This window comes from Chloroflexota bacterium, assembly GCA_016235055.1.
Lineage (GTDB): Bacteria > Chloroflexota > Anaerolineae > JACRMK01 > JACRMK01 > JACRMK01.
In genome coordinates this window covers 19,961-36,815 of sequence record JACRMK010000077.1, presented here as the reverse complement: position 1 = coordinate 36,815, position 16,855 = coordinate 19,961, and the positions used below count along the sequence as shown (strand labels likewise).

General features: G+C 64.2%; 14 protein-coding genes. 8 read left to right on the top strand and 6 right to left on the bottom strand.

What is annotated here, in order from left to right; genetic code table 11:
• The first annotated feature begins 124 nt into the window (after positions 1-124).
• Both HZB53_18815 and HZB53_18810 read left to right on the top strand, forming a co-directional pair.
• Complete coding sequence (locus tag HZB53_18815; protein ID MBI5879703.1) at positions 125-1,111, top strand: SPFH domain-containing protein; 987 nt, start codon at positions 125-127, stop codon at positions 1,109-1,111.
• A complete protein-coding gene (locus tag HZB53_18810) occupies positions 1,108-2,016 on the top strand; it encodes an SPFH/Band 7/PHB domain protein (GenBank protein MBI5879702.1) in 909 nt (302 codons plus the stop codon). The genes HZB53_18815 and HZB53_18810 overlap by 4 nt, the downstream gene beginning before the upstream one ends.
• Before the next feature lie 141 nt (positions 2,017-2,157).
• On the opposite strand, the gene HZB53_18805 is transcribed toward HZB53_18810, so the two are convergent.
• From HZB53_18805 to HZB53_18785, 5 genes are all read right to left on the bottom strand, one after another.
• Positions 2,158-3,447: an amidohydrolase/deacetylase family metallohydrolase gene (locus tag HZB53_18805; protein MBI5879701.1), complete on the bottom strand. Its 1,290-nt coding sequence runs from the start codon at positions 3,445-3,447 to the stop codon at positions 2,158-2,160.
• A gap of 331 nt (positions 3,448-3,778) precedes the next feature.
• A complete protein-coding gene (locus HZB53_18800; GenBank protein ID MBI5879700.1) occupies positions 3,779-4,414 on the bottom strand; it encodes a response regulator transcription factor in 636 nt (211 codons plus the stop codon).
• Entirely contained in the window at positions 4,411-5,688 is a 1,278-nt protein-coding gene (locus HZB53_18795) for a GAF domain-containing sensor histidine kinase (GenBank protein MBI5879699.1), read from the bottom strand. Before HZB53_18795 ends, HZB53_18800 begins: the two co-directional genes overlap by 4 nt.
• Before the next feature lie 679 nt (positions 5,689-6,367).
• The gene (locus HZB53_18790; protein ID MBI5879698.1) at positions 6,368-7,000 is read right to left on the bottom strand and encodes a response regulator transcription factor; all 633 of its coding nucleotides are present in this window, start codon (positions 6,998-7,000) and stop codon (positions 6,368-6,370) included.
• Complete coding sequence (locus HZB53_18785; protein MBI5879697.1) at positions 6,997-8,394, bottom strand: sensor histidine kinase; 1,398 nt, start codon at positions 8,392-8,394, stop codon at positions 6,997-6,999. Before HZB53_18785 ends, HZB53_18790 begins: the two co-directional genes overlap by 4 nt.
• 352 nt (positions 8,395-8,746) lie before the next feature.
• On the opposite strand from HZB53_18785, the gene HZB53_18780 reads away from it, so the two are divergent.
• Genes HZB53_18780 through HZB53_18765 form a run of 4 tightly spaced genes read left to right on the top strand, consistent with a single transcriptional unit; the run spans position 8,747 to position 13,166 of the window.
• On the top strand, positions 8,747-9,667 hold the full coding sequence (locus HZB53_18780; protein MBI5879696.1) for a PD40 domain-containing protein: 921 nt from the start codon (positions 8,747-8,749) through the stop codon (positions 9,665-9,667).
• A gap of 12 nt (positions 9,668-9,679) precedes the next feature.
• Positions 9,680-11,101, top strand: coding sequence for an efflux RND transporter periplasmic adaptor subunit (locus HZB53_18775; GenBank protein ID MBI5879695.1), 1,422 nt, complete (start codon positions 9,680-9,682; stop codon positions 11,099-11,101).
• Between the two features lie 16 nt (positions 11,102-11,117).
• Entirely contained in the window at positions 11,118-11,819 is a 702-nt protein-coding gene (locus HZB53_18770) for an ABC transporter ATP-binding protein (protein MBI5879694.1), read from the top strand.
• 18 nt (positions 11,820-11,837) lie between these two features.
• Positions 11,838-13,166 carry an ABC transporter permease gene (locus tag HZB53_18765; protein MBI5879693.1) on the top strand — a complete coding sequence of 443 codons (1,329 nt, stop codon included), beginning with the start codon at positions 11,838-11,840 and terminating at the stop codon, positions 13,164-13,166.
• Between the two features lie 127 nt (positions 13,167-13,293).
• Here the strand turns inward: HZB53_18765 and HZB53_18760 are convergent, their stop codons facing one another.
• A complete protein-coding gene (locus HZB53_18760; protein MBI5879692.1) occupies positions 13,294-14,064 on the bottom strand; it encodes a cytoplasmic protein in 771 nt (256 codons plus the stop codon).
• Positions 14,065-14,437: 373 nt separating this feature from the next.
• Between HZB53_18760 and HZB53_18755 the strand changes: the two genes are divergently transcribed.
• Both HZB53_18755 and HZB53_18750 read left to right on the top strand, forming a co-directional pair.
• A complete protein-coding gene (locus HZB53_18755) occupies positions 14,438-15,640 on the top strand; it encodes a thiolase family protein (protein ID MBI5879691.1) in 1,203 nt (400 codons plus the stop codon).
• A gap of 40 nt (positions 15,641-15,680) precedes the next feature.
• A complete protein-coding gene (locus HZB53_18750; GenBank protein MBI5879690.1) occupies positions 15,681-16,739 on the top strand; it encodes a dipeptidase in 1,059 nt (352 codons plus the stop codon).
• Positions 16,740-16,855 lie beyond the last annotated feature (116 nt).

The window sequence follows — 16,855 nt, the reverse complement described above, 5'->3', positions numbered from 1 at the left end:
GTACAAAGCCAAATTGAGAATTGCTGCCAGAGCCGGCGCAGGGATCCGCCAGTGCGCACCGGTGCTGGGGTATAATCAACCCGCAAATCCAAGAACGATTGACCAACCTTACGGGGGTGCCACTATGGAATTCGGCGGAACACTGTTCGGCTGCCTGCTGGGTTTCCTGGGCTGGTTCGTGATTCGCTACGGCTTGATGGGCTTTTACACGGTCAACCAGAACGAGCGCGCGGTCAAGACGGTTTTCGGGCGCGCCGACCGTATTCCCGGCGTGACGACGCTCAACGACCCAATCGCGGAGTCGCTGACCCCGGAGGAACGCGAGCGCTATACGTACCCGCAGGTGCGCGTCATTCAGCCCGGCGGGCCGTATTTCAAATGGCCGTGGGAGCGCATCTACAAGGTATCGATCGCGACCGAAACCATCAGCATTGCATTCGACCCGGAGAACCGCAGCCTCAACCAGGGCGGCACGGTGCTCGAGGCGGTCACCAAAGACCAGTTGAATATCGGGCTGTCGGGCCAGTTGCGCTACCGTATCTCCGAACGCAACCTATACGCCTACATCTTCGGCGTCAAGAACCCGATCGCGCATGTGATGGGCTACTTCGTGTCGATCCTGCGCGAGCGCATCGCGGGCTTCGAAGCGCCGCATGCCGCGGAAGAAGCGGTGGATATCAGCAAGATGGCGGGCGTATCAATCAACGACTTGCGCAAGAATCTGCGCGACCTCAACGAGCACATGGATCGCGAGTGCGTGTCATCGTCCGCGCGCTACGGCATCGTGCTCGACGCCACACTCATCACCAGTATCGACCCGCCGCCGGAAGTCGAGTCGGCGCTGGCCGCGATCAACACGGCGCAGAACCAGGTCTCGTCGGAAATCAGCCTCGCCCACGCCGGCGCCGACCAGAAGATCGTGCAATCGCGCCGCGCCGTGGAAATTGAAACGCTGAAGGCGCAGGCCGAGGTCGAGCCGCTGAACGCGCTCGCCGCGCAACTCACCGAGTTGAAACGGAGCGGCCCGGCGGCGCTCAGCACCTACCTGCGCAATGTGCGCCTGAAAGTCTTCGGGCAGACTGAGCACGCCATCCTGGAGGTGAAGCCATGAACGCGTTGATCAGCCTGCTGGGGGCCGCGATCGTCACGTTCTGTGCCGCCTGGTTCGTTGTGCCGGTGGCGCTGTGGGGCTTGCGCATGTTCGGCACCTATGCCATTGTGCAGGAGGGTACCTGCCGCGTGTACGTGCTGTTTGGCAAAGTGCTGGGCGTGCTGCGCGAGCCCGGGCTGCACCTGCTGTGGCCCCGGCTGGGGCCGCAAGCCGCGCTGGTGAACTGGCTGGGCACCTGCCAGGTGCTCGACATGCGGTTGGACCAGCAGTACCTGCGCAGCCAACCGGTTAACTCCGAAGAAGGCGCGCCGATGGGCATCGGCATCTGGTATGAGATGTACATCAGCGACCCGGTCTTCTACATGTTCAAGAATGCCGACCCGCAAGGATCGCTGAGCGCGAACGTCGGCAACGCAACCGTGCGCACCCTGAGCAATCTGCCGCTGGGCAGCATGCTGGAAGACCGGCACGCCATGAGCCAGGCGGTGCGCGGCGACGTGTCGCCCAAATCCGTCGAGTGGGGCTACAAGCTCGGCTCCGTGTACATCCGCAAAGTGCACTTCCGCGATGTGGGCATGATCAAACAGATCGAGGAGAAGGTCGTCAACCGGCTGCGCCAGGTGACCTCCGCTATCACCCAGGACGGCGTCAACCAGGTCAGCATCATCAGCAGCACGGCCGAGCGTCAGGCGTCAATCGAATTTGGCAAGGCCAACGCTATGCGCCCGAAGATCGTCGGTGAAGCGCTGCAGAAGATCAGCAGCGACCCTGACGTGGCGAATACGATGTTCGAGATTCTTGAACTGGGCAAGATCGCGGAAAGCAAGGCGCGGGTGACACTCGTGCCAGCGCAAGGTAGCGAGCTGCTCGCGCAGTTGCTGGCAGCCCAACCCAAGTCGGCCTAGCGGCAAGACAGCACGGCGATCGCCGGCCACACACGATGCGACTGGCGGTCGCCGCCCCTTGCCTCGGCTGGAACCGGCGCCGCGGCTGCGCATGCAGCTCGACCGGTGCGCCGTCGCGCGTTTTGGGGTCCGGCGAGCGGCTTATGCGGCCGCTGATGCGTCTATGAATGCCGCCGGTGTGTGACCGCGCTCGATGAGGGCGCGCTGTGCGTCGCTGAGCACAATCCAGGGCGCCGCCGGCGCATCAGGCTTTCGCGGCATGACGTGACCGCCAACGATCGTCAGCGTGTTGCGGACGAGTTCGTGGCCGGTGCGTGCGTTCATGGCCACATCGTAGAATGTGAAATCGCCGCGCTCGATACGAAACAGCGCCACATCGGCGAGCCGGCCCGGTGCCAGTGTGCCGACAGCATCGTCCAGACCCAACACTTGGGCCGGACGCGATGTCGCTCGCTCGATCACCTCGCCAAACGTCATGCCCAGTGCAAGGAACTTGCTCAGACAGGTCGGCAGGTCAAAACACGGGCCATGCACGCTCAACTGGTGAATATCGGATGAGATCACGTCGGGCTTGTATCCGTCGCGAATCAGGGCCTCGGCCGTCTCAAACGAGAACGAGCCGGCGCCATGCCCGATATCCATAACCACGCCGGAATCCCAGGCCCGCCGGGCCGCGGCGAGCAGGCGGCCTTTGCCGTCGACAATGCGCATGTCGCGCCCCGTAAAGCAGTGCGTCAAGATGTCGCCGCGACGCATCAGCGGCAGCACTTCGCCCAGGCCGTCAATGCTCGGACCCGAATCGCCAATGTGCACCATCAACGGGAGGTCAACGCGCCGAGCGGCCTCCTGCGCGCGACGGAGCGGTTCGATGCCGTTCGGCCCGACCGTATTCCCGTCAATGCGCACTTTGACGCCCAGCACCCAATCGCGATTGCGATTGACCATCGTGCAGCACAGGTCGACATTGCAGTAGTTCAGATTGGAGGCCTCCCACGTCTCGGCCGTCAGGCCGACGGAGGCGATATGCAGCAGCGCGTAGACGCGCGCCGTCGCCGGTTTCGCAACGTAATTGCGCAGGCCGATCAGGTTGAAAGCGCCGGCCGACCCGACATCAAGCCACGTCGTGACGCCGGTGCGCGCTGCTACCGGATCGGGATCAATGCCCCAGTAGGTCACCCCATGATATACGTGCGTGTGCATGTCCACGAGGCCCGGCGTGACATACTGCCCGCTGGCATCGATCACCTGCGCCGCCGATTCAGCCGGAATGTTGGCGTCCACGGCAGCAATCCGGTCGCGCTTGATGGCAACGTCGAACTTGCCGACTCGCCCGCTGCCGGGGTCAACCAGATCGCCGCTTTTAATGAGCAGATCGAAATGCACAGACACGCTCCTTTGATACACGCACTGTATTGATGTACCCAGCGTCATCTTTCAACCGGTCTGTCGCGGCAACTGGGCGACAGCCGTCGCTCAAATGCAGACGAGGTCGCATCCTACGTTTGGCTCAGCCCGGACGTCAGCATGGCTCCTATTTTCGACCGGTCAAGTGAGCGCCCGCAGCGACGATTGAGCATGCCGTCTGGAACCCTGCGCGCAAGCGCAAATCATCGGAGGAGGCCACCGCACCCACTGCACGCGCCGGCCGCGTCACGCGCGCAGTTCGGCTAACGAGCAGCGATCGCCGCCAGCCACCGCCTGCCGGGAAATCGGCGGCTCGGGTTGTCCGGCGCCCGGAAATGCAGCGACGCAGGCCGATGCGCTAGACGAGCCCCTTCTGCATCGCATACTGCATCAGATCCGCGTTGGTCTTCAGGCGCATCTTCTGCAAGATGCGCGCCCGGTAGGTGCTGACCGTGGCCGCGCTCAACGACAATTCGGTCGAAATATCCTTGACCGTCTTGCCGGAGCCAATCATGCACAGCACCTGAAACTCCCGATCAGACAACAGCTCATGCATCGGACGGCTGTCGTCCTGGCGCGTGTGCACGATCAACTCGTCGGCCACAGCTGCGCTGATGTAGTTGCCGCCGCTCAGAATCTTTCGCAGCGCCAGCACCAATTCCTCGGGCGCGCCTTCCTTGTTAAGGTAGCCCGCCGCACCGGCACGGATAGCGCGCATGGCAAACTGGTCTTCGGGATACATGGTCAGAATCAGCACCGGCAGTTCCGGCCGATCGTGCTTAATCTGCTTCAACACATCCAGCCCGTTATTGCCGGGCATGGTCAGATCCAGCACGACGACATCCCAGTGCCCATCATGCACCATCTCCAGAACATCGCGGGCCGTGGCCGCTTCACCGAAGCGTGCCGAGGGAAACGCGCCCGCCAGTATCTGCTTCACGCCCTGCCGCACGACGGCATGGTCATCGGCCAGAATTATGTTGAGCCCCGTCATGCATGCCCTCCTGCCTGCGTGGCCGGCGCGCGCGGGATCGCCACGGTGACTGTCGTCCCGTGGCTGGGCGTTCCACGAATATCGAACGAGCCGCCCAGCAGTTCGGTGCGCTCGCGCATGCCGAGCAGCCCCAGCGAGTTGGCGCCGGCCATCTGCCCGCGTTGAATGCCCCGCCCGTTGTCATGCACCATGAGCGTCAGCCAGTCCGTCGTTGCCCGCAACTCCACGGCCACGCGGCTCGCCTGCGCGTGCCGCGTGACGTTCGTCAGCGTCTCCTGGAAGATGCGAAAGAGGGCGGTCGCCTGCCCCCGTGTTAGCAGCAGATCATCATCCGGCAAGGTCACGACGCACTCGATTCCCGTCCGCCTCTGAAATTCGCGGGACTGCCATTCGATCGACGCCGCCAGTCCCAAGTTGTCCAATACCCCGGGCCGCAGTTCCGTTGCGATGCGCCGGACGGTCTTCACCAGCGCATCCATCTGGGCGGTAATGGCCACCGCCTCGCGCGCGAGCGCCGCATCTTTGTCCACCAGGCGATCGGTGAGGCGGGCGAGGTCCAGCTTAAGCGCCGTCAACGCCTGGCCCAGCTGATCATGCAATTCGCGTGCGATCGTTGTGCGCTCCTCTTCGCGGACCGCCTCCAGTTTGGCCGCCAGCGCACGCAGTTGAGCGTGCGAACTCTTGAGTTCGGCTTCAACCTGAAGCCGTTTGCCGTAGGCCAGCGCGTTCTGAATGGCGATCGACGCGGCCGGAGACAGCGCCATCAGCATCTCCTGATCATTCGGCGTAAAGCCGTTGCCGTCCGTCTTGTTCCGAATGTCGAAGTAGCCGAGCACACCGCCGACCGAATCCAGGATCGGCGTACAGATCAGCGAGCGCACACCGGCATTGATCGACAGGTCGTGCTGCAGGACCTGATCGTTGGCTGCATCGCTCGTGCCATAGGGGATCCGGTACTTGAGAACCCAGCCCGGAATGCCGCGCCCTTCCGGCCAGGTATAGTCGTACGGTATCGCCACGCCCTCGCGGAAGTACTTGTGGATTGTCATGCCATCGGCGGTCCGCAAGCCCGCGAACCCGCTCTCGCCCCGGACAATCTGAATCGCCTCTTGCGCCAGCTCGTCCAACAACTTGTCCACATCCAATGTGGCATTCAACTTCTTGCTGATGCGGAACAGCGTCTGAATCATCGCTTCGGATTGCTTCAATTCCGCGAGCGCCTCGCGCCAGGACGCGGAACGCCCGCCGCCAGGCTTGTCACGCGCAGGCGGCATGGCCGGGGAAGCACCACGCGCAACGGGCACGCCACGTGCCGGACGGGGGGTTGCCGGGCGACGCGACTGGGCGCGCTGGCCGCTTGGTTGCTTCGCACTACGGCGCTTGTTCGTGGATGACCGATTCGTCGTAGCATCGCGCTGCTTCTTAGTTGGCATAGACCCCCCTGATTATAGGCGTGCGCAGGCAAGTCCCCAACCGTCGCGGCAGCAATTCCCATTTTGGCTTTGGACGGGTACTTTCCAATGCCGGCTTGCTATGAACTGGCCCCCTGGTGCTTATCACGCAAGCTGGCTCGACAAGAAAGCGGCGTTGCCCTCCCCCCGACCCCCTCCCAACTTTGTTGGGAGGGGGCGAGATTCTAAGGGGAGGTGCGCGGGGGAGCAGGGGCCAGGGGATGAGGGGGCATACTGGCGGCCGACTCCAAAATGAGAATTGCTGCCGTCGCGGTAGAACCGTTCCGCGGTCGAATCCCTAGCAATACGAACGCGCCCTGAGCCGGCCCCTGAGCCTGTCGAAGGGGTCGAAGGGCAAAGCAGCGCACGCGCTTCGACCCCGTTTGCGCGCGGCGGGACGGCAGACTCAACACGCGCTTGCCGTCGACACGTGCGCGCCACACCATCGCGCCGCAAACACAAGGCCCCAGGGAAATATGGCGATACGGCGCCGACGTTGTCGCTACCGGTCAAGCGATACCAGGCCCTTCTTCAGTGCTACCGTCACCGCCTCGGCGCGACTCTGCACATCCAGCTTGCTGAAGATGCTGCTCAAGTGCGACTTGACCGTGTTCTCTGACAGGTTGAGCTTGGTCGCAATCGCCTTGTTGCCCGCGCCGGTCACCAATTCGCGCAGCACATCCAACTCGCGTCCCGAAAGATCGTCTTCGCCGCGCGCGTCGGACATGCTTTCCAGCAGCTTCGCGGCGACGCCCGCCTCCAGCGGCGCGCCGCCTTTCATCAATGCGCGTACACCCTGAGCCAGTTCGTCTGGCGTGGCGTCTTTCAGCAAGTACCCCTGCGCGCCCGCATTCAGAGCAGGCACGATATATTCGTCCGTATCGTAGGTGGTCAGGACGAGGAAGCGCACCTGAGGCAACTGCGCGTGAACCTGCCGCATGACCTCGATCCCGCTTAACAGCGGCAGCCGCAGATCGAGCAGCACCACGTCCGGTCGCTCCTCCAGAATGATACGCACAGCGGCCTCGCCGTCGGCCGCATCGCCCACGACCAGCATGTCCCGTTCGTAGTGCAGCATCGCCACAATGCCGTGCCGCACAACTGGGTGGTCGTCGACTACGACTAGCCGAATCATGCGTCTACCCCGGATTCTGTATCCAACGCGCCGGGCTGCGCGCTCCCGCGCACGGGATCTGGATGCGGGACCGTCGCAAGCACCTGCGCGCCGCCGTCGCTGCCCAATTGCAGCGTGCCGCCCAGCGCCGCCAACCGCTCACGCATGCCGAGCAAGCCAAAGCCGCTCTCCGGCCCCGACGGCCTGTCGGACAGCGCGCGGGGATCAAAGCCTTTGCCGTTGTCAATGATCGCGAGCTGAACCTGTCTTCCGGCATACGCAAGGTTCACTTCAACATGCGTCGCGCCTGCATGCTTGGAGACATTGACCAGCGCCTCCTGCGCAATCCGGAGCAACGCCGATTCGGCGTCAGGCAGAAGCGGCCACACCTCGCCCTGCTGTGCATACCGCACGCTGAGCCCGGGCCGGCTCGCACGCTCGGCCAGACCGCGCAGCGCGTCGCCCAGTTCCCCGCGCTGTAGCGCCGGATTTCTCAGGTTCCAGATCGAGCGGCGTGCCTCGGCCAGAGACTCGCGCGCCAGGCGGCGTGCAAGCACGACGTGCGGCTGCGCCTCCGATGGCTCGACGTCCAGCGCGCGCTCCGCCGCTCCCAGTTGAACCACGACGCCCGTCAGCCCCTGCGCTAGCGTATCGTGAATATCGCGCGCGACGCGTTGACGCTCCTCCAGCACGGCGGCTTCGCGCTCCTGCGCCAGCAGTTTCGCCGTCTGCGACCGCACACGCTCCTCGAGCTGCGCGCTGAGTTCGCTCAACGCATGCGCCTGCTTCCGGCTGTGGTTCAGCGCGCGCTGCAGACCACCCGCTAACTGCGACGTAAGTGCGGCCACCGACCAGAATATCACGATCCAGAACGCCGTGGACACCAGCGATGGGTTCTGCGCAAATATGGGCGGCATGTCCGGCGACCCAACGCGCAGACCTTGCGCTTCGAGCCATGCCAGCACCCCCACGAAGAGAGTCGCCAACAGCGCCAGGCTGACGCTGGCCACCGCATCGATCAGCAGCCCGGCGGCGCAAATCGGCATGATGAGCAGCGCCGGGAAGATCGATGTGACGCCGTATTGCAGGGCCGTCAGGGTGGTGACCAGCGTCCATGCGCCGATCAGCAGCAGCGCGGAAACCGTCGGGCGCCCCAGGCGCACCAGAATGATGAGTGAACTGAAAAAGACCGTGACGACGATGATGGGAATGAACGGCGAAAACGGTAGCGGGCGCTGGTCGGGCAGCGGCTGCATGCTCTCGCCCAGGGCGATTCGCAGGACGATGAACATGATGATTGCGACGACGACCGGTATGCCGACAATTGGCAGTGTATTCAGCACCAGTTGGCCGCGCCGATTCGCCTCATCGACGGCCAGTTGATTGTCACGGTCGGCCTGTTCATGCGCGTTCATATTCACCAAATTATATCACGCCCGTTCGGCCGTGCCCATCGTCATTTGGCAGGCCAGCAATCACCCAAATGGGTGACCGTCCCTCATCCGATATGGCGACCGAGAATAGCCGTCCCGTCGGATGACGACAGACGGCTTTTGGCGTACACTGGTCGATGTGCTCGTCAATTCCCGACCGGATTCGGCACGTGGCGTGCGCCGTTCATTTAACGCCGGGAACCAATGCGCCAAACGCAAGCGACCGTAACTTATCAGGGCATTCGGCGTATTTATGATGTGGCCTGCCCTCGGCCATGCGCCTAGATGTCGATTGGATGAAGCCGCACTTGTTTCGGCCTCGAAGAGGAAATGCATGCGTACTCGTTCGCAACCACTGATAATGGGCATTGTTGCCCTACTGCTTCTGGCCGCGTGCGATGCCGCGCAGACGCCAACTGACGCGGGGCAAGGCGCGGCAGCGACGCCTCCGGTGTCAAGCCCGACAAGCCGCGTCAGCGCCTCGGCGGCGGCCCCAACGGTGCTTCCGCAGAAGTCGTCCGCGGCGGCCACGGCGTTGCCGCTGCCCACAATCGTCTTCCCGACGGCGCTTCCGCCGGCCATTCGGTCGACCACAACGCCGGTTCCGCACCCGACCGCTGCGTCACTGCCGGCGTCAACGCCCGAACAGAAAACGGCGGAGACACTAGAATCGCTGCGCGGCAAGATTCTATTCCGCACGGATCGCTCCGGCGGCTACATCCAGTTGTACGTGATGAACTCCGACGGGACAGGCCAGCGCCCCTGCGACTGCTCCGATGTGCTGGAAGCCATGGTCAAGCGCGAGATTACGTCACCGGACGGCCAGATGTTCCTCTATGTGAAGAACGTGGGCGGCAGTCTGCGCGCGCCGGCCGACCAGCAGATCTGGTCGCACAACAACCGCAACGCCTACGAAACGCTCGTGACCGGCGAGGCGCCGGGCTTCCCCGGCATGGACTATGCGCCCGTCTGGTCGCCCGACTCGCGCCACATCGCGTGGGTCAGCACGTCCGACGGCAACGATGAAATCTACCTGCACGACATGCTGGCCAACGAGAACTCGCGCCTGACCGACAACGACAAAGCGTGGGACAAGCACCCCAGTTTCTCGCCCGACGGCTCGCAAATCGTCTTCTGGTCCAATCGCGAGAGCGCCGTCCGCAAGCAACTTTGGCTGATGAATCTCGATGGCAGCCGTGCCCGCAATATCAGTCAGAATACCCATAACGACTACGATCCCATCTGGGTGAAGTAGAAAGGACGCAGCATGCCCAGCAACCAACCCCCCGCCCGCTCCAAAGGTCCGCGTATCAATCGCGGTTTGCTGGCCGGGATAATCGTGATTGTGTTGATGATCGCCACGGCGCTGGTGATCAGCAATCCGCCCGGTCGCGCAAACGCCCAGGCGCAGGGACCCGCAACGGTTGCCGTTTCGCGCGGAAAGATCATCGGCAGCGTGGACGGCAACGGCACCGTCTCTGCCGAGCAGACGACTGATCTGGTGTTCCAGGGCACCGGCATTGTGAAGAGCGTGATGGTCGAGGCCGGCGATACGGTGAAAGCCGGGCAGGTGCTGGCCGAATTGGACATGTCGGAACTGCAACTGGCGCTGGCAAACGCGCAGGCGGCGCTCAACCTGCAGCAGGCGCGCTACGACCAGGTCAAGGCCGGCGCAACCGACTACGACCTCGCCGCCGCTCAGGCCGGACTCGATTCGGCACAGGCTGGTTACGAGGCCGCCGTGCGCAAGGCCGGCGTCAACGACTCGCAGTTGCAGGTCGCCCGTGCCAGCCTGGACAAGGCCGCGATTGCGCTCCAGAAGGCGAAAGCCGACTATGACACGGCGGTCTCCGACGGCAAGACCGACCTGACCCTGGTGGGCGCGGCGCGCCAGCAGGCCCAGGTCGATTACGAATCGGCGCAGGCCAACTACACAATTACCGCCGCCGGCATCAACGATAGCGCCGTGCGCAGCGCCGCGTCGTCCGTTGCATCGGCGAAAGCCAACCTGCTCAAGTTGCAGTCTAGCCCCACGACGCAGGATGGGCAGGCCGCCCAGGCGCAACTTGAGCAGGCGAAGATCGCGGTGCAGCAGGCTCAGGTGCGCCTGCGTAACACGCAGCTCATTGCGCCGTTCGGCGGCATCGTCACCGTCATCAACATCACACAAGGCAGCAGTGCCACGGGGGCCGTCGCGGCGGTCCGACTGATGGATCGCAGCCAACTGCACGTCAAGCTCAAGCTGAGCGAGAACGACGTGGTCAAAGTGCAAACCGGGATGCCGGTCGACCTGACTATCGATTCGCTGGCCGGCTGGATCGAGCGGGGCCGGATCTCATATATCGCGCCCGCCTCTGACGTTTCCAATGGCGTGGTAACCTATGCCGTGCGCGTGATCTTCGCCGACGGCAGCGCGCGCGTCAAGGTGGGCATGACGGCCAACTTGAGCATTATTACGGCGGAGAAAGACGGCGTCTTGCTGGTGCCGAACGCGGCGCTGCTGCCCAAAGGTTCCAGGCATATCGTCCAGGTGCTGGACGCCAACGGCAAGACCCGTGATATCGATGTCGAGACCGGGATCAGCGATGGCGCGCACACGGAAATTATCAGCGGCCTGAGCGAGGGCATGCGCATCCTGGCTCTGCCCGGCAATGTGACGCGCCCGGCCAGTCCGTTCGGCGGAGGCTAAGCGGGCTATGGACAGCATGATTGCGGTCACCGAACTGACCAAGACGTATCATATGGGCAGCGTTGAGGTGCCCGCGCTGCGAGGGGTTTCGTTCGAGATTGCGCGCGGCGAGTTCGTCGCCATCATGGGCCCGAGCGGCAGCGGCAAGAGCACACTGATGAACCTGCTGGGCTGCCTCGACACGCCGACCAGCGGCAGTTTCATGCTGGACGGCGAAGAGGTCGCGCAGTTGGACGGGAATGCGCTGTCGTCGGTGCGCGCGCGTAAACTCGGCTTTGTGTTTCAGCAGTACAACCTGCTGCCGCGCCAGAGCGCCGCGCAGAACGTCGAGATGCCGCTGATCTATCGCGGCGTGCCGCGCCGCGAACGGCGCGAGCGCGCCCGCACAGCCCTCGAAATTGTCGGCATGGCCGAGCGGGTCGACCACCGCCCCAGCGAATTGAGCGGCGGCCAGCAGCAGCGCGTGGCCATCGCGCGCGCGCTGTCCGGCAGCCCCGCCGTCGTGCTGGCCGACGAGCCCACCGGCGCGCTGGACACGACGACCAGCGCCGAGATCATGACGATTCTGCAGCGGCTCAACCGCGAGCAGGGCCTGACCATCGTCATGGTCACGCACGAGGCCGACATCGCCGCCTACGCGCGCCGGGTGCTTACCATGCGCGACGGCCGCCTCGTTGGCGACCGCCAGCAGGCCATGCATATTGCCGTGGCTGCCTGAGGACCAAGGATGAACACGATGACCACAACGAGCACGGCGTTGTCTGTCGACGCGCTGTCCGGCGAGGCGGGCAACCATGCGGTGCTGCCGCCACTCGCCTATGACGGCACGGTGGACCTGGTTGAAATCGCGGGCATGGCATTTGACAGCCTCCTGGCCAACAAGGTGCGCTCGCTGCTCACCATGCTCGGCGTCATCATCGGCGTCGCCTCGGTGATCGCGCTGCTCGCCCTGGGCAACGGCGCGAGCGCCGCCATTACCGGTCAGGTGCAATCGGTTGGCACCAACCTGCTGAGCATCATCCCGGGCCGCCTGAGCAACCAGGGGCCCGGCGCCACCGCCAGCGCGGCGTCGCTGACCGTCGACGATGTAAGCGCCATCATCGGACTGAACCTGCCGCTGAACGGCGTTGCGCCGCAGTTCAACACCAGCGGCCAGATCGTCGCCGCCGCCGCCGATAAGAGCGCGGCACTGATGGGCACGACCGCCGTTGCACTCTCGCTGAACAACCTGACCATCAAGGACGGCCGCTTCATTTCCGAGGCCGATGTGCAGGACGGGGCAGCCGTTATCGTGCTGGGCTCGAAGCTAGCTGGCGCGTTGTTCGGCAAGGGCCAGGCGGTCGCGCAAACCGTGCGCATCAATGACTCGACGCTGCGCGTGATCGGCGTGCTGGAGGCCAAAGGCGGTGGCGGTTTCGGCTCGATCGACGACCGCGCCTTCATTCCGATCAGCTTCGCGCAGCAGCGCTTTCCCGGTTCGCGCACACCCGACGGCAACCATTTCGTCGTCTCGATGATCACGCTGGGCGTCACCGACAGCGCCAATATTGACGGCGTGCAGGCGCGCATCGGCGCGCTGCTGCGTGATCGCCATCGCCTCAAGAGCGACGGAAGCAATGACGATTTCACGGTCTTTAACCAGGCATCGTTCCTGTCCATCCTCTCAACCATCACCGGCCTGCTCACGTCGTTTCTGGCAGCCATCGCGGGCATCTCGCTGCTCGTCGGCGGCATCGGCATCATGAACATCATGCTGGTGAGCGTGACCGAGCGCACCCGCGAGATCGGCCTGCGCAAAGCCGTCGGTGCGCGCCCACAAGATATCCTGCTGCAATTCATCGTCGAGGCGGTCGTCATCAGCCTGACCGGCGGCGTCATCGGATTGCTGCTCGGCGCGGCGATTGCGCTGGCCGTCAGCATCTCCGGGCTTCTGCAGGCGAGCATCGACACCGGCTCGGTCATCCTGGCGCTGAGCTTTTCGTCAGCCGTCGGTCTGTTCTTCGGCATCTACCCGGCGCGCCGTGCTTCGCAACTCAACCCGATTGATGCCCTGAGATACGAATAGTCCACCGCATGAGTGCGTGACGCAAGCCACACAACCCGGCGGCGCGCCTTTCTGGCGCGCCGCCGGTGCCATTACTGCGGGGCCGTTTAGCGGCCCAATCGCCAGGAGAGCGGAGGCCGCCTCGCAGCTATCCAGTGCGCTTCGCCAGCCAGCGCACCATCTGCCGCCAGAACGCGGCGTAGTGAGGCCAGTGAACGAAATCGCCGGCCCAGTGCGGGGCAAAGTCCGAGGCGAATACTGCCGTACGCCCGCTGCCGAATGCGCGGCAGGCGATGATCGGATCCGCCTGGTAACGCGCGACGACCGTTGCCTCCGGCCTGGCTGCCAGCCGGTTGTATCCGCACAATGTCCAATGCGCCGCGTCCCACGGCAGGCCGGCCACGATCGGATGATCCGGCAGGACCCGCTCGAACTGGAAGCCCTGCGTGACTTCGACCCGGTCGTCATGGTGCGCGATGTGCACCGGCAAAATGGCCTCGATATCCGTGTCCCACCAACGCGCAATCCCGTTGATCCCGCCGAACGACAGGTAGCCGCCCACCATCAGGAATCCGCCCCCCTCTGCCACGAACTGACGAACCATGCCGACGCGATCCGGGCCCAGCGGGTACACATACGGAGGCGTGAGGCCGGGATAGAAAATCATCGAATTGTATCCGACATCGCTGAAGATCACGACCTGATACTGCTTCAGTTCGGCCAGCGTGGCCGGGAACTCCGCCGGGACGCCATGCGGCGTAATGTGCCGCACCGCAACGCTCGGGTCGGGCGCCATCGCCTTCCGGAACCATTGGCCGTTGTCATTGAAGTAGGACTGTTCAATGACGTCTGCGCCGACCAGATAGCGGTTCAGGACAATCTCGGAGTCGCCAACGTAGAGAATGCGAACGGGATCCATATACGGCTCCTTGTCAGCCAGATTGGCGGCGCGCACGCTGCGAGATCGGCCACAGACACGCCACCCTTGTTGACGATTATAGTCGCCGCCATCGGTGCGTCAAAGCGGGTATACAGCAAAAGTGTAGGGATCGCACGGTAAGCCAGACCGTCATTCCGGCATGTTATTGGCCGGAATCCATTCAAAAAGGTGGCGCTGGCTATGGAGACAGTGGATGCCGGCTAACACCATGCCGGCATGACGAGGGGGCGCAACCCCGACAGTTTGGCGGTATAACCCGTCAAAGCGTCAAAGCTAGCGGGTTGCGCCCGGCGTCACGCTCAGGTAAACTGGCCGTGCAGAAAGACCCCCCGCATCGAGCAAAGGAGAGGCTATGCATTCTGCCGTCATCGTCAACGCAATACGAACGCCGATCGGCAAACACGGCGGCGTACTCAAAGACGTGCGTCCGGACGACCTGGCCGCCCATGTGATCGCCGAACTGGTCCGGCGCAGCGGCATCGACCCGGCCGCGATCGAAGAGGTGCATTTCGGATGCGCCAACCAGGCTGGCGAAGACAACCGGAACGTGGCGCGCATGGCGACTCTGCTGTCCGGCCTGCCGCAGTCCGTGGCGGCGCAGACCGTCAACCGGCTTTGCGCCAGCGGGCTCGCGGCGGTGAACAACGCGGCGCGCGCCATCAAGTGCGGCGAGGGCGATGTCCTGGTCGCCGGCGGTGTCGAAAGCATGACGCGCGCGCCGTGGTCCATGCCAAAAGCCGAAGGGCCGTTCCCCACCGGCAACGTGACGGTCTACGATACGTCGCTCGGCTGGCGGTACCCGAACCCGAAACTGCAAGCGCGCTTCCCGCTCGAAGCGATGGGCGAAACGGCCGAGAACATCTACGAGATTGAAAAGGTCTTCTCGCGCGCGGAACAGGACGCCTTTGCGCTGGCGTCGCACCAGCGGGCGGTCGCAGCGCAGGAGTCCGGCCGCTTCGACGCCGAGATCACGGCCGTCAGCATTCCACAGCGCCGGGGTGACCCGCTGCAGGTGAATCGCGACGAGCAACCGCGCAAGGACACCTCGCTGGAAAAGCTGGCGGCGCTCAAGCCGGCGTTCCGCCACGGCGGGACGGTCACGGCCGGCAACGCGTCGAGCCTCAACGATGGCGCGGCGGCCCTGCTGCTCATGAGCGAGTCGAAGGCGAGTGCGATGGGTATGCGCCCAATGGCACGCATCGTGACCGGCGCGGCCGCCGGCGTGAACCCGCGTGTGATGGGCCTTGGCCCCGTGCCAGCCGTGCGCAAAGCACTGGAGCGCGCCGGCCTGTCCATCGCCGACATCGGCCTGGTCGAACTGAACGAGGCGTTTGCGGTGCAGGCACTGGCAGTCATGAAGGAACTCGGCCTGAGCCACGATATGACCAACGTCAACGGCGGCGCCATCGCGCTGGGGCACCCGCTGGGCTGCTCCGGGGCGCGCATCCTGACCACGCTACTATATGAGATGCAGCGACGCCAGGTGCGCTACGGTCTGGCGACACTGTGCGTCGGCGTCGGCCAGGGCGAAGCGTGCATCGTCGAACTGATGTAGCCCAACGCACCACCACCCGATTGCTCAAAGGAGACGACGCATGTTGTGCATCGATGGACACCTCGACCTCGGCTACAACGCACTGTTCTTCAATCGCGACCTGAAGCAGACCGTTCACGAAGTGCGCGCATGGGAGGTCGGCATGGACGGCAAAGGCCGCGCCCGCAATACGGTCTGCTTCCCCGAGATGCGGCGCGGCGAGATATTCATATGCTTCGCCACCGTCAACGCGCGGCGCGCGACCGGCTTCAAGACGCCACTCGACTTCAGCGCGGAGGCGTGCACCGTCGCGGGACAGGCGCAGTTGCTGTATTACCGCCTTCTGGAGAAGCAGGGCGTCCTGCGGCAGCTATCGACGCGGTCGGCAATCGAGGCGCACCAGGCCGAGTGGACGCGTTCGCCAGAAGCCGCGCCGCTCGGCTATGTGCTCTGCATCGAGGGCGCAGATTGCCTGCTGGAACCGGACGACATCTTCCCGTGGTGGGATGCCGGCCTGCGCGTGCTGAGCCTTTCGCACTATGGCAGCAGCTACTACGCACACGGCACAAACACCGTCGGCGGCCTGTTTCCGCCCGCACGCCCACTGCTCGCCAACATGGAGAAGCTCGGCGTCATCCTCGACCTGACCCACACGGCCGACGGCACATTCTGGGAAGCGATCGACGTCTTCCACGGCCGGGTCATCGCCACGCACAACTGCTGCCGCGCACTGGTGCCGCACCAGCGCCAGTTCACGGACGAGATGATCCGCGCCATTATCGCCCGCGACGGCGTCATCGGCGTGGCGTTCGATGACTGGATGCTGCACCCCGGCTTTGACACAATGCAGCCAAATCCGGAGATCGTGACGCTGAACACCGTGCTCGACCACGTTGATCGCATTTGCCAACTCGCCGGCAACGCGCGCCACGTGGCGATCGGCACCGATCTGGACGGCGGATTCGGCACCGAACAATGCCCGAGCGACGTCGACACCATCGCCGACCTGCAGAAATTTCCGGCGCGGCTGCGGGCGCGCGCCTACAGCGCCAACGACATCGAAGGCTTCATGCGCGGGAACTGGCTGCGCCTGCTGCACGAGGCGCTGCCGGCCGCGTGAGGCGCCCATAAGCGTCGTTGCGAGCCCCCGCAGGGGGCGAAGCAATCTCGGCTTGAGGCTTGTCGAGATTGCTTCGTCGGCTTCGCCTTCTCGCAATGACGTTTGCGTATCGGTTG